This is a genomic window from Streptomyces sp. NPDC031497 (assembly GCF_055580905.1).
The window spans coordinates 19,960-42,507 of the sequence record NZ_JBVIKO010000016.1; the positions used below are offsets into that span (position 1 = coordinate 19,960).

Below are 22,548 nucleotides of genomic sequence, written 5' to 3' on the forward strand. Positions count from 1 at the left end.
TCCGCATCCGCGCCGGTCACAGCGCCCGGAGGCCGTTGATCACGTCGCGCAGAATACTCTCGTCCACCAGCTCGGCCGGTGGGACCGGGCGGTTGACGTGGACGAGTTCACCGTCGACGAGGTCGCCGACGAGGACCCGGACCACTCCGACGGGCAGATCGAGTCCGGAGGCCAGCTCGGCGACCGACTGCGGGGTGTCTCGGCAGAGCTCGACGATGTCCACGTGCTCCGGGGACAGCGTCCGGTCGTCCTCCGGGTCGTCCGCGTGGGCCTCCGTGACGACCACCGCGATCAGATCGAGGCGGTGCTGGGCCGCACTGGTGGTGCGGCCCCGCGTCATGGCGTACGGACGGACGACCGGTCCGGCCTCGTCGTCGAACCAGTGACTTCTTCCCTGACCGTCTCCGCTCATGTCATCCCACTACCCGCCCGAGGGCAGATCGGTGCGCGGAGCGGACCCCAGATGTACGCCGACCCGCTTGACCAGGAGTGTCATCTCGTACGCGACCTGGCCGACATCGGAGTCGGCGTCGGAGAGGACGGCCAGGCAGCTGCCGTCGCCGGCGGCGGTGACGAACAGGAAGGCGTCGTCGAGCTCGACGACGGTCTGCCGGACGCTGCCCGCCTCGAAGTGCCGGCCCACGCCCTTGGCGAGGCTGTGGAAGCCGGAGGCCACGGCCGCCAGGTGCTCGCCGTCCTCTCTGGTGAGGTCCTTGGAGACACCGGTGGCCAGGCCGTCGCCGGAGAGCACCACGGCCTTGCGGATACTGGCGACCCGGTCCACCAGGTCGTCCAGGAGCCAGTTCAGCTCACGCTTGTCCGTCGCCGTGTGGCCGGTCGCCTTCGGATCGGTCATCGACCGTCCCCCTTAGTCGTTCCTTGTGCTGTGCCGTTCCGGGACCCGTCGCCCGCGGTGTTCTCCGCCCGGCCGCGCTGCCAGCCGCGCTGGAGCGAGGCCATGCGGCTGCGGACCTCGTCGGCGTCGCGCTCGGCGGGATCCGGCTCGTGCCCGGCGGGTCGGGCGGGGTCCTGTCGCAGCTGTGGGGCCAGGTTGGCCTGCCGTACCCGCCGGGGCAGCGGCCGGGTGCCGGGTGCGGCCTCCGGGAGTGTGCTGCCGAGGGGCGGTACGGAGTCGTCGGTGCCGCTGCCGGAGGTGACCGCGGAGCGGCGGGTGCGCCGGGGCAGGGCGGGGGGACCGGAGGGGTCGTCCGGGCCGCCGGCCAGGGGTGCCGTGCCTTCCTCGACGCGGTCGGCCGGGCCGCCGGTGCGCTGCGGGGACGGCTCGGTGCGGCGGCGGGAGGGCAGCGGGGCCAGTCCGCCCGGCTCGGGCCGGCCCGCGTCCGCCGGGTCCCGGTCGTCCGGTCCGGCGCGGCGGGAGCGCTGCTCGGTGACGGGCTTGCCGTGCGAGCTGACCAGCTTGGGCGTACTCCGTCGGGGCAGCGGCACGGGGCCACCGGGACGCTCGTCGCGGAAGCCGTCCGCGGTGTCGGGGGCGGGCTGATGCAGCTCACTCACGACAGGCGCGGTGTCGTCGTCGGCGCGGGCGAGGGAGCGGCGGGGGCGGAACAGACCGCCGCGCTCGCTGTCCTCTTCGGTCAGGGCGCCCGGGAAGTCGTCCAGCGCGTCCAGGTCGACGGGTGCTTCCAGCTCGACCGGTCCGCCCAGGAGTCCGGTAGGCAGCCCGGGGCGCTGCGCCGACCCCTGACTCAGGGTGGTGGCGAGGCTCTCCTCGGGTCCGGTATCCGAGGCGGGCCGCGCGCGGTCGAGACGGAAGCCGATCCCGTTGGTGTCGGGGAAGTCGTCGGTCAGCAGTACGTCGGGGATGAAGACGACGGCGGTGGTGCCTCCGTAGGGGGACGGCTGGAGGGAGACGCGGACGTTCTGGCGCTGGGCGAGGCGGCTGACCACGAACAGGCCGAGCCGGTCGGTGTCGGAGAGCTCGAACTCGGGGGTCTCGGCGAGCCGCAGGTTGGCGTCGAGGAGTGCCTCGGCCGCCATGCCGAGGCCCCGGTCGTGGATCTCCAGGGTGAAGCCGTTGGCGACCCGCTCGCCGAGGACCTGGACGGCGGTGTGCGGCGGCGAGAACACCGTGGAGTTCTCCAGGAGTTCGGCCACGAGGTGGGTGAGGTCGGCGACGGCGGGGCCGGTGACGGCGACGCGGGGCAGCCGGCGGACCTCGATGCGCTCGTAGTCCTCGACCTCGGCCACGGCGGCACGCACCACGTCCATCAGCTGGACGGGGCGGCGCCACTGCCGCGAGGGGGCGGCGCCGGAGAGGATCACCAGACCCTCGGCGTGCCGGCGCATGCGGGTGGTGAGGTGGTCGAGGCGGAAGAGGTCGGCGAGTTCGTCGGTGTCCTCGGTCCTGCGCTCCATGGTGTCGAGCAGGGTGAGCTGCTTGTGCAGCAGGACCTGGCTGCGGCGGGCCAGGTTGACGAAGACCTCGGAGACACCCGAGCGCAGTTCGGCCTGCTTGACGGCGGCCTCCACGGCGGCGCGCTGCAGGGTGTTGAGGGCCTGGCCGACCTCGCCGATCTCGTTCCTGTCGTACTCCAGGCGCGGGACCTCGGTCTCCACGTCGACCTGTTCGCCCGCGGACAGCCGGCGCATCACGCTCGGCAGCCGGACCCCGGAGGACTCGTGCGCCTCCTGACGCAGCAGCCGCAGGTCGCGGATGAGGCTCCGGCCGACCCGGACCGACACGACCAGCGAGAACATCACGGCGACCATGCCCAGGACACCGACGACGGCCGCCTGGACGATCACGGAGACGACGACGGGCCGGATGCGGTCCTGGTAGCGGTCACCGACCTGGTCGTCGAGGGTGCGCAGTTCGGCGAGCACGTTGGCGGCGGCGGTGTCCCAGCCCTTGGCGCTGACGTCGTTCGGCACACCGGATCCGGTGGCGATCACGGACTGCTCCGCGGACCGCAGCGGGGCGGTCGTGGCGTTCTTCCAGAAGCGGTCGAAGCGGTCGCGTTCAGACGACGGCAGCAGCGGCAGGCTGATGTCGTACAGGAGGGTGCGCTGGGCGACGAGGTCGGAGATCTCCCGCCTCTCGTCGCGGGAGATCTTCCCGACCACGAGGGCGGAGCCGAGCAGGGCGTCCTCACGGGAGAGGAGTTCGCGGGCGCGGGTGATGTTGATGAGGGCGCGGGCCTGCTTGTCCATCTCGACGTCGTCGATCCCGCCGAGGGAGGCGAGCAGCGTGTAGCAGGGGTCGACGACGCGGTTGTAGAGGTCGAGGGCCTGGGCGCGGCTGACGGTGCCCTCCTCGACGCTGTGGCGCAGGGCGTCGATGCCCTCGAAGGCGTCGAGCACGGCGGTGAGGCGTTCGGCGTCGTCGGCGCTCATGCCGTCGCGGGTGTCCTGCCTCCCGGCGTTCTTCCGCAGCTCCGCGACGGCGCTGTCGGTGGCGGCGCGGGTGCGGTGCAGGGCGGCGAGTGCGTCGGCGGCGCGCGGGTCGGCGAGATAGACGAGGGTCTGCCGGCGTTCCTGCTGGAGGACACGGGCGGTGTCCTCCGTGGGGTAGCCGATGTCCTCGACGATGTGCGACACCTGGAACAGCTGGGTGACCTCGCGCCCCGTGAGCACGGCCGCGAAGCCCCAGACGGCCGTCAGGGACACCAGCGGCACGAGAAGCAGCGCCACGATCTTCCGGCGGATCGACTTCCCGCGAAAGCGCATGGCCTCCCCCAGCTCGACCCCCGCCGGCCGGGGGTACACATGTACGTCAACAAACGGCGCGAGCCTACTACCGCCACATGGATAACTCGAAGACGCGTCCGGACGATGAACTTCCGCCCCGGGGCCGGGTCATGGGGAACGGACAGGGAGAGATGTCCTGGCATTGCGGGAGATTGCCACCGCGATCGCGCCGACTTCGCGTGTGTGAGGGCGGGAACGACACGAAGGATCAGTTGGCCGGAAATTTTCACTGGTGGGGAATCATCGGGCGAGTTCGTTCGTCCTTGTTGATGGGCGAGGGGTGCTAAATCGGCCACAGGAGCCGTATCTCGCATCCGGGCAGCGTAAAACAGCGCAAGCCGGGCAGCCACTGGGGAGCCGGGGTCGTCGGACACCGGTGCGAGGGGGTCTGTCGGCGGTGGGGAGTGACACCTTGATGGGGACGGCTCAGCGGCAATTGGCGCCCGAGCACGGCACGGCGACACGCTCGACGGTGCGTCCGGGGCCAGAGGCGCCGGACGGCGGCCTTTCGCCGCGCGGCGGCGAGGAGGGGCTCTCCGGTGCGCGGGCGCGCACGCAACAGCAGGCGCAGTACCGGCCGTTGTGGGTGGAGGAGCCGGCCAAGCGGTACCGGATGCCGGATCCGGTGCGTACGTCGGCGGTGCGGGCGCTCATCATCATCGCCGTCACGCTGATCCAGGCCATGGTGGCGTTCTTCTGCACGATGGCGGAGTCCTGGCTGGCGTTCCCGATGGTGATCAGCAGCGTGGCGAGCACGGTGGTGGCCACCTGGGGCGCGGTCGACGTCCTGGTGACCCGTCAGGTGTGGAACCAGCGCAACGGCGTGGTCTCGGAGCCGAGCAGCACGGCACGCTCGCTCCGCCGCGAGCGGCGCGCGGCCCGGCGGCAGCAGCGGGCCACCGAGCGCGAACAGGAGCGGATACGGCGGCGGGGCGGCAGCACCGGGCGACTGTCCCACCCCTGAGGCCCGCACCGCCCTCGCAGAACGAGGGGGACAGGCCTGCAGCCTCCACAGGGCTTCAGGCCGACGGCCTCTTGTACATGCGGGTCGCCGTGATCTCGCTGTGCCCGGCCTCCTCCGCCTGCGGCTGCTGCGGCAGACCGGGCCGCAGGTGCTCCTCCACGCTGATGTACTTCAGCCCGGCCCTGAGGTCGGCGTCGTTGCGCAATCGGATGACCAGCGGGAACTCGGCCAGCGCGGTGGTGTCGAACAGCCCGGTCGTGTACAGCAGCTGCACGCCCAACGCGTCCGACACGGCCCGCTGGAGCTCCAGCAGATAGGTCGCGTTGGCCCGTCCGATGGGGTTGTCGAGGAACAGCGTCCCCGCGTGCCGGTGCTTGTCGCGCCCGCGGTCGTTGGACCTGAGCGCGGCCATGGTGCAGTACAGGGCGATGGCCGCGGTGAGCAGCTGCCCACCGGAGAACACGTCCCCCATCTGTCCCACCGGCACCCGCTCCGCGCGCAGCACGGCGTCCGGCTTGAGGATCTCCACGGCGACCCCCTTCGGCTGCAGGGCCGCCCCCACTCCCCTCAGCAGCAGGGACATTCCGTCCCGTCGCAGGTCGGAGTTCTTCTTCACGGCGGCCCGGGTCGCCTCGTCGACGACCTCGCCGAGCCGTTCGGTGAGCGTGGCCTGGTCGGGCTCCTCGAAGCGGATGCGGAGGAACTCCTGCCCGGACCACTCGCCGAGGCCCTCGGGCAGCCGGGACAGCCGCTGGGCGGACCGCAGGGTCGCGAGGGCCGACTCGACGAGCCCGCGCAGCCGGTCCACGATCGAATCGCGGTTGCGTTCCAGCTGGGCCAACTCGTCCGTCAGCACCCGCAGTCGGGGCGCGAAGGCGTCCGCCCACTTCTGGGCGTGCTCGGGCAGCGCGGAGGCGGGCAGTTCACGGATCTGCTGCCGTGCGGGCGTCCGGACGGCTTCGTACCGTGTGGAGTTGGCGTGCCGCACGAGCACGTCGCTCGCCTCGCGTACGGCGGACTCGGCGGCGGAGAGATCACCGGCGCAGCCGCGCAGCGACCGGCGGGCCTCGGCGGCGGAGTGCCGGGCCTCCTCCAGGGTGCCGGGGTAGGGCTCGGGCTCCTCCTGCTCCTCCTCGGTGGCGTGTTCGCGCAGCAGGTCGCGGAGCATCGCGGCGATCTCGTCGAACCCGCCGGCCGCGTCCTCGGCCGCGCGGTGGGCGTCCAGCAGTTCGGCGTGCGCCTCGCGGGCCTGGGTCAGGGCCTCGGTGCGGGCGGCGAGTTCGGCGGTCGCGGTGCGCAGCAGGGCCTGCGCGTGGTCGGCGTCGCGCGGCTGGAGCTCCTCGGGCAGCTCGGTGTGTGCGTCGCCGTCCTCGGGGGCGTGCCGCTCGGCCTCGCCGCGCAGCCGGCCGAGTTGCTCGCTCGCGGTGGACATCCGGGTCTCCAGGAGCTGCACCAGCTCCTCCGCGCGGGCGGCGGCGGCCTGCCGGGAGGGCCCGTCGGAGCCGTCGGGCGACTGCAGCAGTTGCTCCGCGCGGGTGCGGACCTTGTTGGTCAGCCGTTCCAGCTCCGCGAGCGCGGCGCTCTCGTCGCTCTCCGAACGGGCCTGCTCGGCGCGGAGATCGGCGCCGACGCCGACCTTCTCGTACACCTGTGAGGCGGCCCGGTAGGCCTCGCGCAGGGCGGGCAGCGAGGACTTGGGGGCGTCCTCGTCGGCTTCCGGCAGGTCGTCGGGGGCGCCGGCGATCTCGGCGCGCTCGGCGCGCAGCGCGCGGGCGGTGCGGCGGGCGTCGTCGGCGGCGCGCTGGGCACCGCGCCGGTCCTCGTCGGCGACGCGGGCGCGCTCCAGGCAGGACTGGGCGCGGGCCTCCGACTCGGTGGCCTCGTCGGCGAGTTCGCGCAGCTTGACCTGCCAGCCGGCCCGCTCGCGCAGCCGGAACGCGAGGCCGGCGAGGGCGTCGGCGGCGCGCCGGGCCTTCTGTGCGGCCTCCTGCCGTTCGTCGCGCGCCTGGGCGGTCTCGGCGGCCGCCTCCTCGGTCTCGGCCCGCACCGTGCGTGCCTCGGCCAGTTCGGCCTCGCACTCCTCGGCGAACGCCCGTGCCTCCCGCGCGGTCTGCGCCAGCTCCCCGAGCCGTCCGGCCGGGCAGCCGGTGCGCCAGGAGGCGAGCCGCGCGGCGAGCTCGCGGTCCTTGCCGAGCCGGGTGGCGAGAGTACGGATCTCCTCGTCCCGCTCGGTGGCCCGGGCGCGCAGCGCCTGCCGCTCCTCGTCGGCGGCGTGCTCGTCGTGCATGGCCGGGTTCGGCGGTACGAGGAACACGTCGCCCGGGGTGGCGTCGGCGGCCGGGGTCGGCGCGAGCAGGGCCGCGGCCGTGCCGACGGCGACAGCGGAGCGCGGTAGCAGGGCGGCCTCGCCGAGCGCCTCACGGGCCCGCGCGTGGGTGTCCGGATCGGTGATGATGACGCCGTCGACTAGTTCGGGGCGGGCGGCGAGCACCCGCGCGTGGTCCGTCGGGTCGACGGCCTGGGCGAGATAGCGCCAGCCGGGCAGCGCCGGGATGCCGTGCTCGCCGAGGTACTCGACGGTGGCCAGCACGTCGGGGCCGGGCGGCAGCAGCCCGCCGTCGCCGAGGGCGCCGAGGATCCGGGAGTCGTCGGCGGCCGCGGTGCGCAGTTCGAACAGGTGCCGTTCGGCGGAGCCGACGGCGTCGTCGAGCAGTTCGCGCAACTCGTCGGCGAACCGGTCGAGTTCCTCGGCGCTGAGGGAGTCCTCCGCGCTCTCGCCCCGGGGGCGGGGGATGGTCGTACGCGAACCGGTGAGACCCAGCAGCTCGGTGAGCCGTTCCTCCGCCGCCAGGGCCTGTGCCAGACGCTTCTCGGCGTCGTAGGTCCGCTCGGCGGCGGTCGCCGCGTCTGCCGCGCGGGCGGCGGTGAGTTCGGCGCGGGATTCGGCGGAGGCCGCCTCGCGCGCCTGCTCGGATGCCTTGCGGGAGGCCTCGCGCGCGGTGTCCCAGGCGGCCACGGCGGTCTTCTCGGCGTCGCTGGCCGCGAGGGCGGCGCGGGCCGGGTCGGCGTCCGGGGCGCTGTCGTCGAGCCAGCCGGCGCGGACGGCCTCGGCGGTCTCCTGCTCGACCTCGCCGAGGCGCTGGCGCAGATGCCCGGCCTCGCTGCGGGCGCGCTGCGCCTCGGTGGCGGCGGAGGTCGAGTCCCGGTGTGCGGAGTCGCTGACCTCCTGGAGGGCGGCGGAGCGCTCCTCCTCCTCGTTGGCGAGGTGCTCCGCGCTCCCGGCGGCCGCGTGCAGGGCCCGTACGAGTTCGACGGCGGCCTTGGCGCGGGCGGCGAGCGCGGGGGCCGCGTCCCGCTCGGCATCCTTGATGGCGGCGGCCACGCGTGCGACGCGGTCGGCGGCGGCGCGGTGGCGCAGCACGGCTTCGGCGGCCTGCCAGGCCGAGTGCAGGGTGCGGGCGTCGGCCAGCTCGCGCTTCTGCCCGGCGGCGGACTTCTCACCGGCGGCCAGTGCCAGCGAGGCGTGCCGGTAGGCGAGTTCGGCGGCGATCAGGGAACTGCGCTCGCGGGCGCCCTCGGAGTGCGTGACGGCGTGCGCGGCGGCCGTGACGCGCTGGGCGAGGTCGGCGGCGCGCACCCGCTCCTGCGCGCCCCGCGCGGACAACCGGCGCGCGAGCGTGCGGGTACGGCGCTCGGCGCCGGCGTGGATGTCACGCGCGCGTGCCCGCGCCTCGGCCGCCTCGACGATCCGCCCCAGCAGATCCACCGACCCTGCGGTGAAGTCCCGTTCGGCGATCAGCTCGGCGCGCCGCCCCAGCTTGTTGCCGAAGCCGCCGACCAGGTCGGCGAGCCCGTCGGTGTCCCGGGTGTCGGTCACGGCCCGCAGCAGCAGGTCGGTGAAGTCGGAGTCCTTCTTGACCGCGAAGAGGCCGGCGGCCTCGCCCTCATCGGCGTTCATCTCCCGCTGGTAGCGGAAGAGTTCGGGGTCCAGGCCGAGGTCGCCGAGGTGCTCGATCCAGCGGTCGTGGATCTCCTCCCAGTGCACCTCCAGATGCGGGTACGCCTTGCCCGCCTCGGTGAGGGCGTCCCGGAAGCCCTTCATGGTGCGCCGCCGTCCCTGCGCCCCGGAGGCGCCCTCCACGGGCGGCCGTACGGCGGTCGACTCGGCGACCGGCAGATTGTCCAGGGCGAGTCCGGGCCCGGGGCGGAACGAGTACCAGGCCTCGGCGAACTTCCGCGGGTCGTTGGAGACCTGCCGTCCCCGCCATTCGCTCACCTTGCCCACGACCACGCACTCACCGGTGAGCGTGTGCTGCCACTCCAGGGCGACATGCCCGCAGTCGTCGGCGAGCAGGAACTTGCGCAGCACGCCCGAGCTGGCGCCGCCGAGGGTGTTGCGGTGGCCCGGCAGCATCACCGAGAAGATCAGCTTGAGCAGCACCGACTTGCCGCCGCCGTTCTCCAGGAAGAGCACGCCGGCGGGCGCGGGGCGGCGCGGCGGACCGACCGGCTCCTCCTCGAAGAACTCCGCCTGGGTGGGGGCCGGGTCGGGCACGGGCCGGCCGACGCCCCGCAGGTCCAGCACGGTGTCGGCGTAGCGCGCACCGGCGGGCCCGATGGAGTAGAGGCGGACCCGGGACAGCTCGTACATGGCGGACTCTCGTAAGTCTGGGGAAAGGTGCGGGGGTTCTGGACGGTCAGGAGTGGAACGGCAGCCCGGCGTCGGCGACCAGGTCGTCGCTGTCGTCGGCGGGCAGCAGGCTGGCCGTGCCGTCGGTGACCGGGACGACGCCGAGTTCCAGCAGTTCGGCCATGGCGGCGCTGCCGGCCATGTCCCGTACCTGGAGCTGGTAGCGGGCCGTCGTGCGGTAGGTGCCGCCCTGGTCGTCGCCGGTGCGCTGGAGGAACCCCGAGTCGGTGAGGAAGACGACCGCCTTACCGATGATGCCCGTGGTGGATCCGGCCAGCCGGCGGGCGTCCTTGGTGGCGCCGGTCGCGCTGCGTCTGGCCCAGATCCGCCAGGCGGCCTCCAGGCCTGGCGCGTCGGTGGCCGGGTCGGTGTTCTCCCCCAGCTCGTCGGCCCGCTCCTCCAGGCGGCGGCAGGCCTGCCGGACGAAGGCGTCGACGCCGTTGACCGTGATCCGCCCGATGTAGCCGTCGTCGGCCAGGTCCTCGGGGCGCGGGAACGCCAGCGCGGCGACGGCGAGATGCGCGAGCCCGTGCAGGAACCGGTCGCTGCCGTCCGCGGAGGTACGACGCGCGTAGTCGCCCATGCGCACGGCGAACACCGAGTCCTCGGCGGCGGTCACGGCCATCCCGGCGCGGGGCGACACCTCCAGCACCACCAGCCCGAGCCCGGCGGCCACGGCATCCGCGAGCCGCGCGAACGGCGGGTCCTCCCGGTAGCGCCGCAGCAGCTCGGTGTACTCCTGATCCCGCGCGGGCTGCAGTTTGGGCTGCAGCCCGAAGGCGACGAGCCGCGCGGCATCGGCGGCATCGGCCGGGGTGACGGCAGCGTGCGCCGACCCACCAGCAGACACCTCGGCCTCGACGTACTCGCTCACGACGACAACTCCTCGATCTTCGCAACAAAGGGGCGGGCAAGCGCCCCGAAAGAGGCGCGGGGCTGTGGTGAATGTGCGGCTACCGCCGCGTGGGCGCGACCAGCCACGGACAGCCTGCACCCGGCACACGACATCACGCGGCCTCGGTCCGATCCGCGGCCATCCCCACCGCGTCCAGCAGCGCGGTCCCGACGATCAGATCGGCGCCGCCGAAGCCGGGGTCGTCCAGCTCCGTGCCGTCGTCCACCGCGAACAGCAGCTTCTCCTCACCCTGCCGGTAGGCCGTGCCCACGGCCGGGCTGGCGGCGTGCACCGCCAGCAGAGCGACGAGGTAGGCCAGGTCCTCGCCCCCTACGCGCCGCGCCTCCGCCAGCAGCCCGGACAACCGGCGAGGCGCGTCGGCCGGCAGGTCCAGCAAGCGCATGGCGTCGGCCAGCTGCTCCTCGCTGAACCGGCTGTCGTCCGGCGTGGCGATGAGGTCCGGCTCCGGCATCTCCGCACCCAGGTGCTCCCGCTCCACGGGCGGCGTCAGCAGTATGTCGACGAGGTCGCCCACCCGCACCGACACCGGCGTCCGCAGTCCGGTCCCGCGCGCGAAGAACGCCCCGGTGACCCGGCTCGCCTGCTCCAGCGGCAACGGCAGCAGCGGCGCGAGCAGGTGCCCGTACAGGTCGGTTCCGGACGTCGTCATCGGCGTCGCGAACGCCTGCCGGTCCTGCTCCGCGCGGAACAGCGGCCCGGCCTCCAGCAGACGCGACTGCAACTGCGTGTGGCGCCGGATGCAGTCCTTGACGATGTCGACGAGTTCGGCGGCGCGCCGCTTGTTCTCCGGGTCCTCGGTCTCGTCGCGGGCCTTGCGGATGTTGGTGAGGATCGCGTTCTCGTGCCGGTAGCGGTCGGCGACGTGCTCCAGGGCCTCGGCGATCATGTCGGGGACGGCGTTGAGCCAGTCCACCGCGCGGACGTTGCGCCGGGTGGCGTCCAGGGCGCGGCGCAGGGTCTCCGAGTACTGCACGGTCCGGTAGCGGGCCTGCTCGGCGGCGAGCTGGGCGTCGGCGAGGCGGCCGCGGTTGATCAGCACCTCCAGCTTGACCTCGGCCGCGATCTGGGCGCTGGTGACGTCCGTGTCGAGGGCGCCGACCAGGACGTTGACCGCCTCGTCGGTCGTCCGGAGATACACCGTGCCGCCGGGGCCCGGCACCTCCTCGATCAGCTTGAAGTCGTAGTCCCGGCGGACATACGACCCGTCGGGCGCGAAGGTTCCGTACACCGCACGGAAGCCGCGGTCGACGCTGCCGACGTTGATCAGGTTCTCCAGGACCCAGCGGGCCACCCGCTCGTGCTCGGCGACGGGGCGGTGCGGGGTCTGGGCGGAGATGCGCGGGATCAGCCGGGCGACGATCTGCTCGTGGTCGGCGCCGGTGTCGAAGTCCATGTTCAGGGTGACCAGGTCGATGGCGGAGAGCGCCACCTCCGCCATGCCGTACACCGAGTACTCGCCCGCGAGGTTCGCCTTGCGCGTGTCCAGGTCGTGCAGCGGCGCGGTGCAGGCGAGCGCGCGCAGCCGCCGCGCCAGCCCCTCGTCGGCGGCCGGCCCCGGTGCGGGGCGCGGCCCCGCGCTGAACTGGGGCGGAACGCTGTCCGTCGTCGCAGGCGAAGTCACGGTGCACAGACTAGGTCCTTGGTCTGACAACGACCCAAACGACGCGGGTGGCTCCGCCGGTAGCGCCGGGGACTGCAGGACGGTTCGCAAAGTGCGGGCCGGTGGGGGCTGGTCGCGCCCACGCGGCGGTAGCCGTACGTCCAATACAGCCCCGCGCCCCTTACGGGGCGATGAGCCTTACGGGGCGCTGTCCACTCGGCGTCGGTATACCTCCACCACTCGTTCCAGGGAGTCCGTGAGGTAGGTCTCAAGCAGCCGTTCCGCCCCGCGCCTGTCGCCGCCCCGCAGCGACTGCAGGAGCTCCTGGTTCCGGGCCAGGTACGGCTCGTGCAGGGCGTGCGGGTCGTCGACGACGTGGAACGCGAGGCGGAGTTCGGCGAAGACGCTGCGCATCAGTTCGTCGGTGCGTTCGCTGCCGGCCAGGGCGACCAGCTCCCGGTGGAAGTGGATATTGGCCGTACCCACTGCTTTCCAGTCATCTCCGGCCGCCGCCTGCCGGCCTTCCGTGACCGCCGCCGAGAGTCCGTCCAGGGCGTACGGGGGCTCGCCGAGGCCGCGTACGACGGCGCACTCGACCAGGGCCCGGGTGCGGTAGATGTCCTCGACGTCCTCGACGGTCAGGACCCGGACGAAGACGCCCCGGTTGAGTTCGTGGACCAGCAGGCGTTCGTGGGTGAGCAGCCGGAACGCCTCACGCAGGGTGTTGCGGGAGACGCCCAGCGCACCGCCGATGCCGTCCTCCGACAGGCGGGTGCCTGGCGGGAAATATCCGTCGGCGATCCGGCTCCTGAGGATGTCGGAGACCCGTTCGGCGGTGCTGGTGCGCCCGAGGAGGGAACGGTCGTCGGCCAGTCCCGTCAGCTGCTCTGCCATGCCCGGAATTCAACCGCAGACACAGGAACGAAACAACGTGGGTATTGAAGGATCGTTGAACGATCCTCTACGGTGCTCAGCACGCTCACCTTGGCACGGCACCGCACCGCCCAGTCCCCGCACCCTCCGTCCCCTCTTCATGCTTCTGCGAGGTGCCCATGAGCACGACTCCTCCACCGCAGGCCCTGACCTCCGACGCGCACCCGGGCAAGGGTGAACGCGCCGCCGAGGACGGCGCGTTCGGCTGGCTGCGCGCCCTCGGTCCGCGCGGCCGGCACGCGTTCGCCGGTGCTTTCGGCGGATATGCACTGGATTCGTACGACTACTTCACCCTGCCGCTGAGCATGGTCGCGCTCGCGGCGTACTTCGGCCTGGACAGCGGCCAGACCGGCCTGTTCACCACCGTCACCCTGGTGGTCTCCGCGGTCGGCGGCGCCGCCGCGGGCGTGGTCGCGGACCGGGTCGGCCGGGTCCGCGCCCTGATGATCACGGTCATCACCTACGCCGTCTTCACCGTGGCCTGCGGCTTCGCGCCCAACTACGAGACGCTGCTGGTGTTCCGCGCCCTCCAGGGCCTCGGCTTCGGCGGCGAGTGGGCGGTCGGCGCGATCCTGGTCGCCGAGTACGCGAGCGCCCGGCACCGCGGCCGCACGCTCGGCGCGATCCAGAGCTCCTGGGCCGTCGGCTGGGCACTCGCCGTGATCGTCTACACGATGGTCTTCTCGTTCGCCGGCGACGACCTGGCCTGGCGGGTCATGTTCTGGACCGGCGCCCTGCCCGCGCTGCTCGTGGTGTGGCTGCGCCGCCGGGTGCACGACGCTCCGCAGGCGGTCGCGGTACGTGAACAGAGCCCGCGGCGCGGCTCGTTCGCCGCGATCTTCCGTCCGGGCACGGCCGAAGCGCCGGGTCTGCTGCGCACCACGGTCTTCGCGGGCCTGCTGTCCACGGGCGTCCAGGGCGGCTACTACACGCTGGCCACCTGGATCCCCACGTATCTGAAGTCCGAGCGCGGGCTGTCGGTCGTCGGCACCGGCGGCTATCTGACCTTCCTGATCTCGGGGGCCTTCCTGGGGTACCTGACCGGTGGTTACCTGACCGACCGGCTGGGCCGGCGCCGCAACATCTGGCTGTTCGCGCTGCTGTCGGCGGTCTGTGTGCTGGCGTACGCGAACATCCCGGACAGCGCCAACACCACGCTCCTGGTGCTCGGTTTCCCGCTCGGTTTCTGTATGTCGGCGATCTTCAGCGGCTTCGGTTCCTACCTGAGCGAGCTGTACCCGACGGCGGTGCGAGGAACCGGGCAGGGCTTCACGTACAACGCGGGCCGCGCGGTGGGCGCGGTCTTCCCGACCCTGGTGGGCTTCCTGGCCGACAGCTGGGGTGTGGGCGGCGCGCTGGTCTTCGGCGCGGCCGGGTACGGGCTCGCCGCCCTGGCCCTGTTCGGTCTGCCGGAGACGCGTGGGAAGGAACTGGCGTGAACCGTACCGAAGACCGTCCTGTCGCCCTGGCCGACGAGCACGCGCACGCGTGGAGCCCGAAAACCGCCCGGGCCCGCTTCCGGGAGGGCCTCACGGGTGCCACGGCCGGGGTCGCGGCCGGCCACACCCAGGCCAACCTGGTCTCGGTGCCCGCCGACTGGGCCTACGAGATGCTGCTGTTCTGCCAGCGCAACCCCAAGCCCTGCCCGGTGCTCGACGTCACCGACGCCGGCGCCACGGCCACCGTGCTCGCGGACGGCGCGGACCTGCGCACCGACCTGCCGCGCTACCGGGTCTGGCGGGACGGCGAGTTGGCGGACGAGCCGACGGACGTGAGAGCCCACTGGCGGGACGATCTGGTGTCGTTCCTGCTCGGGTGCAGCTTCACGTTCGAGTGGGCGCTGGCCGAGGCGGGTGTACCGATCCGCCATGTCGAGCAGGGCCGGAACGTGCCGATGTACGTGACCAGCCGCCCGTGCCGTCCGGCGGGGCGGCTGAGCGGGCCGCTGGTGGTCTCGATGCGCCCGGTCCCGCCGGAGCGTCTGTCGGCCGCGATCCAGGAGAGCAGTCGGCTCCCTGCGGTGCACGGCGGCCCCGTGCACTGCGGCGATCCCTCGGCGCTCGGCATCGACGATCTCGGCCGACCCGACTTCGGCGACCCGGTGGACGCCGGCCCCGACGACATCCCGGTGTTCTGGGCCTGCGGGGTGACCCCGCAGGCGGTGGTGACGGCCTCCCGGCCGCCGTTCGCGATCACGCACGCACCGGGCCAGATGTTCATCACCGACGCCCGCGACGAGCAGTACCGCGTCGCCTGACACGAGAGACACCGATCCATGACCTCGATCGACCTGAACGCCGACCTCGGCGAGGGCTTCGGCCGCTGGCGGCTCACCGACGACGAGCAGTTGCTGTCCGTCGTCACCAGCGCCAACGTGGCCTGCGGCTTCCACGCGGGGGACGCCGTCACCATGCGGCGGGTGTGCGAGCTGGCGGCCGGGCGCGGGGTGACGATCGGCGCCCAGGTGTCCTACCGGGATCTGGCGGGGTTCGGGCGGCGCGCGATGGACGTGCCGTCCGCCGAACTGGCGGCCGAGGTGGCCTACCAGATCGGTGCCCTCGAGGTCTTCGCTCGCGCGGCCGGCGCGCGCGTGGCGTACGTGAAGCCGCACGGCGCGCTCTACAACCGGGTCGTGCACGACGAGGAGCAGGCCGCCGCGGTGGTCGACGGCGTGCTCCTCGCGGGCGCCTCGCTGCCCGTCCTCGGGCTGCCCGGTTCACGGCTGCTGGAGCTGGCCCGGAAGGCGGGGCTGTCGGCCGTCCCGGAGGCGTTCGCGGACCGCGCGTACACCGACGAAGGCACGCTCGTCCCGCGCGGGCGCGAAGGTGCGGTGGTGAGCGACCCGGAGGCGGTCGTGGCGCACGCGGTGGAGCTGGCGCGCTCCGGCGCGGTCACCGCACACTCCGGCGCGCGCATCGCCGTGCGCGCCCGCTCACTCTGCCTGCATGGCGACACCCCGGGCGCCGTGGAGCTGGCACGCAGGGTGCGCACGCGGCTCACGGAGGCGGGCGTGACCGTAGCGGCCTTCGTATGAGCCCAGACCTGAGCACAGACATGAGCCCAGACTTGAGCACAGACATGAGCACGCGCATGAACACGAGCATGAGTACCAGCACGGACACAGGCCGCAGCATGAACACGAGTCCGAAGACCGAGGCCGCCACGCCCATGACAACCCACCTCGTCGGTGACGACGCCCTCCTGGTCGAGGTCGGCTCCGGTGCGGAGGCGCAGGCCCTGCACGCCGAGTTGTCGCGGCGGCGCGCGGAGGGCTCGCTGAGGGTCCGCGAGATCGTGCCGGCCGCCCGCACGGTCCTGCTCGACGGCCTCGACGACCCGACCCGCTGGGCCGCCGAACTGGCCGCGGCGGAGATCCCGCCCACGCCTCCACGCGTGCGTGCGGCGATCGAGCTGCCCGTGCGTTACGACGGCCCGGACCTGGCCGAGGTCGCCGCCCACTGGCGGGTGCCCGAGCGGGAGGTGGCCCGCATCCACGCGGACATCGAGTTCACGGTCGCCTTCTGCGGTTTCGCGCCCGGCTTCGGCTACCTCACCGGACTCCCCGCCCGCTACGACGTGCCGCGCCGCGCCACTCCGCGCACAGCGGTGCCCGCGGGCGCGGTGGCACTGGCCGGGCCGTACACGGGCGTGTACCCGCGCTCATCGCCGGGCGGCTGGCAGTTGATCGGGACGACGGAGGCGGTGCTGTGGGACCACGCGCGGGTGCCGGCCGCGCTGCTGACGCCGGGTGCGCGCGTGCGGTTCGTGCCGGTGGGGGGCGCATGACCGACCGTGCGCTCGTCGTCGTACGGGCCGGGGCGCTGACCACCGTGCAGGACCGCGGACGTCCGGGGTTCGCGCATCTCGGGGTACCCCGCTCGGGGGCGCTGGACGCGCCCGCCGCGGCGCTCGTCAACCGGCTGGTCGGCAACTCCCCCGACGCGGCCGTCCTGGAGACGACCCTCAACGGGTGTGCCGTGCGGCCGCGTTCGACGGTGGTGGTCGCGGTCGGGGGTGCGCCGGGGCCGGTCGCGGTGGGCGGGCGCCCGGCCGCGTGGGGCGCGCCCGTGGTGGTTCCGGCCGGGGAGCTGCTCGAAGTGGGAGCGGCCCGGTCCGGCGTACGGAGTTATGTGGCCGTCTCCGGCGGGATCGCCGTCGAGCCGGTGCTGGGCAGCCGGGCCACGGATCTGCTCTCCGGGCTCGGGCCGGCCCCGCTGACGGACGGCACGGTGCTGCCGCTGGGCACTCCGGTGGGCCCGCACGCGCGCGTGGACGTCGTGCCGCAGCCGTCCCCGCCCACGGAGCTCGTGCTGCGGGTGACGCTCGGTCCGCGCGCCGGCTGGTTCACGCCCGCGGCCGTCCGGGCGTTCACCTCGCGCGCGTACCGCGTGTCGTCGGCGAGCAACCGCATCGGGCTGCGCACGGAAGGGCCCGCCCTGGAGCGGGCCCGTCCCGGTGAACTCCCCAGCGAGGGCATGGTCCTCGGCGCCGTCCAGGTGCCGCCGGACGGGTGTCCGGTGGTGTTCCTGGCCGACCATCCGACCACCGGCGGCTATCCGGTGATCGCGGTGGTCCGCGCCGCCGACCTCCCGGCGGCGGCCCAGGCGGTCCCGGGCATCCCGGTCCGCTTCGTGGCCGTACGCCGTCGCTGAACCGCCGTGCCGGCCTCATCCGGCACCGCCGTGCCACCTCCGGCGCCATCCACGCGCCACCTCCGGTGCCGTCGCCCGCGCCCCGCGACCTGCACCGTCGCCCGCGCGCCGCGTCCGACGCCCTCGTTTCGCGCGTGACGTCATCGTCCTCACGCGGCATCGGCGGGCCGCTCCGGCGGCCGGAGGGCGGCCAGCGCGGCGGACACGGCGGCGGACGCACTCAGGTCCAGGCGGGCGCTGGTGCCCTTCCGGCGGTGCCGCATCTCGTCGAGGGCCAGCCGCATCAGCTGCGGCAACAGGTCGCGGCAGCGCCGGATCACCCACGCGGTGCCGGCGGTGGCCAGCCAGAACAGGCTCGCCTTCTTGGTCGGCGGCGGGAACTCGGGCTCGGGGGACGGCGCCGTACCCGTCGCCATACCCAGCGGGGCGAGCAGGGCGTGGAAGCGGACGGCGAGCTGCCGGTGCCCACGCTCGCCCGGGTGCAGCCGGTCCGCGCTCCACATCTCGCGGTCGGTGAGCCAGGCGCCCTCCGCCGCGTGCAGATGGACGGCCCCGTACCGCTCGGACAGGGCGTGCACCACCATGTTGACCGCACGCCCCCGGCGGGCCAGCGGGCGGGACAGCGCGCCCGGGAGCCCCCACATCGAGCCGGGGTCGGGCAGGCACGCCGTGAGCAGGGTCGCGCCCTGCGCGGTCAAGGACGCGTAGACCTTGTCGAGCCGTTCGGCCACCGCGTGGATGTCGAACGTGCAGCGCAGGGTGTCGTTGACGCCGATGACGACGGCGACGATGTCGGGGCGCAGATCCAGTGCGACCGGGGTCTGGCGTTCCAGCACGTCCCGGGTCTGCGCCCCGCTGACCGCGAGGTTGGTGAAGTCCACGTCCTTCGCGGAGAGTCCGCCGGACAGCAGCGCGGCCCAGCCGCGCCACCCGTCGCCGGCGGGGTCGCCCACGCCCTCGGTCAGCGAGTCCCCCAGCGCCACGAACCGGACCGCTCTCATGCCACGCCCTCCGGCACGACACGACGGATCGGTTCCGTCGTTCCGTTCTCGTCGCGACGGCACAGCACCGGCGCGTCGTGCGCGGCGAGGAAGGCCTCCACGGCCGTTCCCCAGCCGAAGCACTCCGCACGCGCGCGTGCCGCTTCCCTGCGCTCGGGACCGGGCCGCTCCAGGAGCATCTCCACGGCGTCGGCGAAGGCCTCGCCACGGTCGGCCGCGGTGGCCCCCGCGGAGCCGATCACCTCGGGCAGCGCGGAGGAGGCGCTGGCGACCACGGGCGTCCCGCAGGCCATGGCCTCCAGGGCGGCGAGTCCGAAGGTCTCGGCGGGGCCGGGTGCCATGGCCACGTCGGCGGACGCCTGCAGCGCGCCCAGGGTGTCCCGGTCGGAGACGTGCCCCAGGAAGGTCACCGGCAGCCTGCGCTCCCGCGCGCGCTGTTCCAGACGCGCCCGCAACGGCCCGTCGCCGGCGACGACCAGGATCACCCGCCGGCCGCGCCGGACCAGCGCCTCCACGGCGTCGAGGGCGGTGCCGGGCCGCTTCTCCACGGACAGCCGCGAGCACATGACGAGCAGTGTCTCGTCCTCGCGCGCGTACCGGGCCCGCAGGTCGAGGTCGCGCAGCGAGGGGTGGCGGCCCGTCAGGTCGACGCCCAGGGGGGCGCGTACGACGTTGCGCGCGCCGATGCGGATGAACTCGCGCTCGGCGAACTCGGTGGTGCACACCACGCGCGCGTAGGTGTGCGCCGTACGGATGTTGAGGGCGTCGGCGGTGCGCCGGGACATGTTCTCGGACAGGCCCCAGGTACGCAGGACACCGTCGGCGGTCTCGTGGGAGACCATGACGGCGGGTATCCGGGCGCGCCGGGCCCAGCGGCCGGTCCAGCGCAGGGTGGTGCGGTCGGACACCTCCAGGCGGTCGGGGGCGAGGTGCTCCAGGAGGGTCTGCACGCGTGTCTTGTCGACGAGGACGCGGTAGCCGCCGGTGCCGGGCAGCACCGGGCCGGGCAGGGTGATGACCCGGCCCTGCTCCTCGACCCGGTCCGAGTAGCGCTCGCCGGGCACGATCAGGACCGATTCGTGACCGGCGGCCACGAAGCCCTTCCCGAGTTCGCGCAGGGCGGTGCGCAGGCCGCCGGAGGAGGGCGCGACGAAGTTGGCGAGCCGGACGATGCGCAGGGGCGCTGACGACGAGACGCTCATGCCGCCACCACCGGCCGGCGTGCCGCGAGCACGTCCTCGTAGTGCTGGATCAGCTGGTCGCCGACCGCGGCCCAGGTGCGGCCCTCGACGGTCGCGCGGGCGGCGGCGCCGAAGCCGGCCCGCATCACGGGGTCGGCCACCAGGGAGGCCACGGCCTCGCGGACGGCGCCCGCGTCGCGCGGCGGGACCAGGAACCCGGTGCGGCCGTGGTCGACCAGGTCGATCGGGCCGCCGGCGGCGGGCGCGACGACCGGGACACCGCTGGCCATGGCCTCCTGGACGGTCTGGCAGAACGTCTCGAAGGGTCCGGTGTGCGCGAAGACGTCGAACGAGGCGAAGATCCGGGCGAGGTCGGTGCCGGTGCGACGGCCGAGGAAGACCGCGCCGGGCAGCGCCTCGGTGAGGTGGGCCTGGCTCGGCCCGTCGCCCACGATCACGACCTTGACGCCTTCCAGGCCGCAGACCCCGGCGAGGAGTTCGACCTGCTTCTCGGGGGCGAGACGGCCGACGTAGCCGACGATGACCTCGCCGTTCGGGGCGATCTCGCGGCGCAGCGCCTCGTCGCGGAACTCGGGGCGGAAGCGGACGGTGTCCACGCCGCGCTGCCACAGCTGGATCCGGGGGACCCCGTGCGACTCCAGGTCGCTGATCGACGCGGTGGACGGAGCGAGGGTGCGGTCGGCGGCGCCATGGACGGACCGTATCCGCCGCCAGGCGGCCGCCTCGCCGGCGCCCACGTAGGTCCGGGCATATCCGGCCAGGTCGGTCTGGTACACGGCGACGGCGGGGATACCGAGCCGGGCGGCGGCGGCCATGCCGCGGACGCCGAGGATGAAGGGGCTGGCCAGGTGGACGACGTCCGTGCGGTGCTCGATCAGTGCGGCGGCGAGCTTGCGGCTGGGGAGAGCCACGCGGACCTGGGGATAGCCCGGGAGCGGAAGGGAGGGGACGTGGACGACAGGGCACGGCGCGGCGGCCGCGGCGAGCCTGTTTCCGGGGGCGGGAGCGGGAGCGACGACGAGGGGAGTGTGACCGCGATCGACGAGGTGTCGGGCGGTCTGGAGCGCGCAGTGGGCCACGCCGTTCACATCGGGGGGAAAGGATTCGGTCACGATGACGACACGCATACCGGTGTTGTCGCCGCGCTGGACGTGGCCGCGTCAAAGTGGATCTTTCCGATGGTTAAACGTCCCATGAGCGTTGCCCTGCACACCCGAGCGGGCCAGCCGGCGTCCACGCCCGGCTGGCCTGCCGGTCACCGGTTGTTCACTCAGCGGGCAGTCTTCCGCGAATGGAACGTATGCGGGATCCCCCGTGGTTCCCGAGTTGACGCCGTGGTCCCCCGTGGCGATGTCTCACACGGCGGGGGTGTCCGGTCCGATACGGCTGCGGACGGCCGTCTGGACCTCGTCCTCCTCGGCGGGGTCGGCGGCGAGCCGGCGGAGTTGCTCGACGACCCGGGCGTCACCGGTCTCGGCGTGCCGGGCGGCGATCTCGCGGGTGGTCTCCTCGCAGTCCCACAGGCATTCGACGGCGAAGCCGGTGGCGAAGGAGGGATCGGTGGCGGCCAGGGCGCGGGCAGCGCGGCCGCGGAGATGGGACGAGGCGGTCTCACGGTAGACGTGCCGCAGGACGGGCGCGGCGCAGGCGATGCCGAGGCGTCCGGTGCCGTCGACGAGGGTCCACAGGGTCGGTGCGTCGGGGCCTTCGCCGCGTACGGCTTCCCGCAGGGCGGCGAGGACCAGTTCGCTGTCCTGGGCGCCTCCCCGGCAGGCGAGCATCCGTCCGGCGGCGCCGCCGAGGGCGTCGGGCCGGCGGGCCCAGCCGCGGGCGCGGTCGACGGCGGCGATACTGCGCATGCGTTCGAAGGCGTCGACTGCGGCCTCCACGACGACGGCGGTGCCGTCGATCACCGCGGCCTCGATCAGGCTCAGCGCGTCGGAGTCGTTGCTGTCGGCGAGGTAGCGCAACGCGGTGCAGCGGGCCCCGTCGGTACCGTCCTTGGCCGCCTGGAGGATCTCCGGCCGGTCCTCGGGCCCGGCCACGGCGACCAGACAGCGGGCGGCGGGCACATGGAGGGCCGTGCCCCGCTCGACGCCCTGCTGGGCCCACTCGAAGACCGCGCGCACGCTCCACCCCGGACGGGGCCCGGTAGGTCGCATCTGGCGCTGCCAGCGGTCGAAACAGCCGGTTTCCTGTGCGGCACGCACGCGCGTGGCGATCGATTCGCGGGGATCCTCGGCCCACAGCCGCCAGGGGCGTGGCTCGAAGGCGTCCCGTACGGCGGCGGCCAGCTCGGCCTCGCCCTCGGCGTCCGTGGTGAAGCGCGCCAGCACCGGGGCGGCGAGGGCGCACAGGCCCGCGTCGTCGTCGCGCAGCGCCAGCTCGTCCAGGGCCCAGGCCCAGTTGGTGCCGGTGGCGGCGTACCTGCGCAGCAGTGCGAGCGCGTCCCGCCTGCCGTAGGAGGCGAGGTGACCGAGCACGGCCAGCGCGAGGCCGGTGCGTGACTCCTCGGAGTCGAGGACGTCGTCGGGGTCGAAGAGATGCGCCTCGATGGCGTCCAGCTCGCCGTTCAGGTCGAGGTAGAGGCGGGCGTAGTAGAGGGAGCGGTTCTCCACCTGCCAGTCGTGGCGGGGGTCGCGGAGCACGCAGTGGTTCAGCGCCGCGAGCGCTTCGGCGCGCGGGGCGGTGAGCGCGTGCAGCGTGCCGTCGCCACGGCCCCGCTGGAGCAGGCCGAGCAGCGTACCGCTGGGCGCTATGACCGGATCGAACATGGGAAACAGCCTCACATCAAGCGTCGACGCAACCGGAGAACACGCACTACCTGGCCGCGTGACACAACGTCGGAGCGCCCGCCGTTTCTTGCTTGCTGTAGACCATTT

The 22,548-nt window shown here is 73.6% G+C and carries 17 protein-coding genes; 6 read left to right on the forward strand and 11 right to left on the reverse strand.

Annotated elements, in window-relative coordinates:
* Positions 1 to 16: 16 nt before the first annotated feature.
* The 3 genes from ACZ5K7_RS29040 to ACZ5K7_RS29050 are packed head-to-tail and all read right to left on the reverse strand — an operon-like array spanning position 17 to position 3,687.
* A complete protein-coding gene (locus tag ACZ5K7_RS29040) occupies positions 17 to 412 on the reverse strand; it encodes a DUF742 domain-containing protein (protein WP_351706908.1) in 396 nt (131 codons plus the stop codon).
* A gap of 9 nt (positions 413 to 421) precedes the next feature.
* Positions 422 to 856: a roadblock/LC7 domain-containing protein gene (locus ACZ5K7_RS29045; RefSeq protein WP_351706911.1), complete on the reverse strand. Its 435-nt coding sequence runs from the start codon at positions 854 to 856 to the stop codon at positions 422 to 424.
* The gene (locus ACZ5K7_RS29050; protein WP_468917812.1) at positions 853 to 3,687 is read right to left on the reverse strand and encodes a sensor histidine kinase; all 2,835 of its coding nucleotides are present in this window, start codon (positions 3,685 to 3,687) and stop codon (positions 853 to 855) included. Before ACZ5K7_RS29050 ends, ACZ5K7_RS29045 begins: the two co-directional genes overlap by 4 nt.
* A 436-nt stretch (positions 3,688 to 4,123) precedes the next feature.
* On the opposite strand from ACZ5K7_RS29050, the gene ACZ5K7_RS29055 reads away from it, so the two are divergent.
* Positions 4,124 to 4,672, forward strand: a complete 549-nt coding sequence (locus tag ACZ5K7_RS29055) for a hypothetical protein (RefSeq protein ID WP_468917815.1) — start codon at positions 4,124 to 4,126, stop codon at positions 4,670 to 4,672.
* Positions 4,673 to 4,727: 55 nt separating this feature from the next.
* Here the strand turns inward: ACZ5K7_RS29055 and ACZ5K7_RS29060 are convergent, their stop codons facing one another.
* From ACZ5K7_RS29060 to ACZ5K7_RS29075, 4 genes are all read right to left on the reverse strand, one after another.
* A complete protein-coding gene (locus tag ACZ5K7_RS29060; protein ID WP_468917817.1) occupies positions 4,728 to 9,323 on the reverse strand; it encodes a coiled-coil domain-containing protein in 4,596 nt (1,531 codons plus the stop codon).
* Between the two features lie 46 nt (positions 9,324 to 9,369).
* Entirely contained in the window at positions 9,370 to 10,236 is an 867-nt protein-coding gene (locus tag ACZ5K7_RS29065) for a hypothetical protein (RefSeq protein WP_351706923.1), read from the reverse strand.
* 133 nt (positions 10,237 to 10,369) lie between these two features.
* On the reverse strand, positions 10,370 to 11,899 hold the full coding sequence (locus ACZ5K7_RS29070; protein ID WP_351706926.1) for a hypothetical protein: 1,530 nt from the start codon (positions 11,897 to 11,899) through the stop codon (positions 10,370 to 10,372).
* Positions 11,900 to 12,076: 177 nt separating this feature from the next.
* Positions 12,077 to 12,772 (reverse strand): GntR family transcriptional regulator, encoded by a 696-nt coding sequence (locus ACZ5K7_RS29075; RefSeq protein ID WP_351706929.1) that lies wholly within the window; start codon positions 12,770 to 12,772, stop codon positions 12,077 to 12,079.
* 158 nt (positions 12,773 to 12,930) lie between these two features.
* Between ACZ5K7_RS29075 and ACZ5K7_RS29080 the strand changes: the two genes are divergently transcribed.
* The 5 genes from ACZ5K7_RS29080 to ACZ5K7_RS29100 all read left to right on the forward strand — a co-directional run bounded on the left by ACZ5K7_RS29080 (position 12,931) and on the right by ACZ5K7_RS29100 (position 17,463).
* Entirely contained in the window at positions 12,931 to 14,250 is a 1,320-nt protein-coding gene (locus ACZ5K7_RS29080; RefSeq protein WP_468917822.1) for an MFS transporter, read from the forward strand.
* Positions 14,247 to 15,068: a putative hydro-lyase gene (locus ACZ5K7_RS29085; protein ID WP_468917824.1), complete on the forward strand. Its 822-nt coding sequence runs from the start codon at positions 14,247 to 14,249 to the stop codon at positions 15,066 to 15,068. The genes ACZ5K7_RS29080 and ACZ5K7_RS29085 overlap by 4 nt, the downstream gene beginning before the upstream one ends.
* A gap of 18 nt (positions 15,069 to 15,086) precedes the next feature.
* Positions 15,087 to 15,845, forward strand: coding sequence for a LamB/YcsF family protein (locus tag ACZ5K7_RS29090; RefSeq protein WP_468917827.1), 759 nt, complete (start codon positions 15,087 to 15,089; stop codon positions 15,843 to 15,845).
* A gap of 134 nt (positions 15,846 to 15,979) precedes the next feature.
* Entirely contained in the window at positions 15,980 to 16,597 is a 618-nt protein-coding gene (locus ACZ5K7_RS29095; protein WP_468918073.1) for a 5-oxoprolinase subunit B family protein, read from the forward strand.
* Positions 16,594 to 17,463: a 5-oxoprolinase subunit C family protein gene (locus ACZ5K7_RS29100; protein WP_351706940.1), complete on the forward strand. Its 870-nt coding sequence runs from the start codon at positions 16,594 to 16,596 to the stop codon at positions 17,461 to 17,463. Before ACZ5K7_RS29095 ends, ACZ5K7_RS29100 begins: the two co-directional genes overlap by 4 nt.
* 149 nt (positions 17,464 to 17,612) lie before the next feature.
* On the opposite strand, the gene ACZ5K7_RS29105 is transcribed toward ACZ5K7_RS29100, so the two are convergent.
* The 4 genes from ACZ5K7_RS29105 to ACZ5K7_RS29120 all read right to left on the reverse strand — a co-directional run bounded on the left by ACZ5K7_RS29105 (position 17,613) and on the right by ACZ5K7_RS29120 (position 22,440).
* The gene (locus ACZ5K7_RS29105) at positions 17,613 to 18,464 is read right to left on the reverse strand and encodes an SGNH/GDSL hydrolase family protein (RefSeq protein ID WP_468917829.1); all 852 of its coding nucleotides are present in this window, start codon (positions 18,462 to 18,464) and stop codon (positions 17,613 to 17,615) included.
* Positions 18,461 to 19,666 (reverse strand): glycosyltransferase, encoded by a 1,206-nt coding sequence (locus tag ACZ5K7_RS29110; RefSeq protein ID WP_468917832.1) that lies wholly within the window; start codon positions 19,664 to 19,666, stop codon positions 18,461 to 18,463. The genes ACZ5K7_RS29105 and ACZ5K7_RS29110 overlap by 4 nt, the downstream gene beginning before the upstream one ends.
* Entirely contained in the window at positions 19,663 to 20,793 is a 1,131-nt protein-coding gene (locus ACZ5K7_RS29115; protein ID WP_468917835.1) for a glycosyltransferase family 4 protein, read from the reverse strand. Before ACZ5K7_RS29115 ends, ACZ5K7_RS29110 begins: the two co-directional genes overlap by 4 nt.
* Positions 20,794 to 21,021: 228 nt before the next feature.
* Entirely contained in the window at positions 21,022 to 22,440 is a 1,419-nt protein-coding gene (locus ACZ5K7_RS29120; protein WP_351706951.1) for a HEAT repeat domain-containing protein, read from the reverse strand.
* Positions 22,441 to 22,548 lie beyond the last annotated feature (108 nt).

What these genes read in the sequence shown, in the direction of transcription:
- ACZ5K7_RS29040 (WP_351706908.1), bottom strand. Translation starts at nt 412, where the DNA reads ATGAGCGGAGACGGTCAGGGAAGAAGTCACTGGTTCGACGACGAGGCC.
- ACZ5K7_RS29045 (WP_351706911.1), bottom strand. Translation starts at nt 856, where the DNA reads ATGACCGATCCGAAGGCGACCGGCCACACGGCGACGGACAAGCGTGAG.
- ACZ5K7_RS29050 (WP_468917812.1), bottom strand. Translation starts at nt 3,687, where the DNA reads ATGCGCTTTCGCGGGAAGTCGATCCGCCGGAAGATCGTGGCGCTGCTT.
- ACZ5K7_RS29055 (WP_468917815.1), top strand. Translation starts at nt 4,124, where the DNA reads ATGGGGACGGCTCAGCGGCAATTGGCGCCCGAGCACGGCACGGCGACA.
- ACZ5K7_RS29060 (WP_468917817.1), bottom strand. Translation starts at nt 9,323, where the DNA reads ATGTACGAGCTGTCCCGGGTCCGCCTCTACTCCATCGGGCCCGCCGGT.
- ACZ5K7_RS29075 (WP_351706929.1), bottom strand. Translation starts at nt 12,772, where the DNA reads ATGGCAGAGCAGCTGACGGGACTGGCCGACGACCGTTCCCTCCTCGGG.
- ACZ5K7_RS29080 (WP_468917822.1), top strand. Translation starts at nt 12,931, where the DNA reads ATGAGCACGACTCCTCCACCGCAGGCCCTGACCTCCGACGCGCACCCG.
- ACZ5K7_RS29090 (WP_468917827.1), top strand. Translation starts at nt 15,087, where the DNA reads ATGACCTCGATCGACCTGAACGCCGACCTCGGCGAGGGCTTCGGCCGC.
- ACZ5K7_RS29095 (WP_468918073.1), top strand. Translation starts at nt 15,980, where the DNA reads ATGACAACCCACCTCGTCGGTGACGACGCCCTCCTGGTCGAGGTCGGC.
- ACZ5K7_RS29100 (WP_351706940.1), top strand. Translation starts at nt 16,594, where the DNA reads ATGACCGACCGTGCGCTCGTCGTCGTACGGGCCGGGGCGCTGACCACC.
- ACZ5K7_RS29105 (WP_468917829.1), bottom strand. Translation starts at nt 18,464, where the DNA reads ATGAGAGCGGTCCGGTTCGTGGCGCTGGGGGACTCGCTGACCGAGGGC.
- ACZ5K7_RS29110 (WP_468917832.1), bottom strand. Translation starts at nt 19,666, where the DNA reads ATGAGCGTCTCGTCGTCAGCGCCCCTGCGCATCGTCCGGCTCGCCAAC.
- ACZ5K7_RS29115 (WP_468917835.1), bottom strand. Translation starts at nt 20,793, where the DNA reads ATGCGTGTCGTCATCGTGACCGAATCCTTTCCCCCCGATGTGAACGGC.
- ACZ5K7_RS29120 (WP_351706951.1), bottom strand. Translation starts at nt 22,440, where the DNA reads ATGTTCGATCCGGTCATAGCGCCCAGCGGTACGCTGCTCGGCCTGCTC.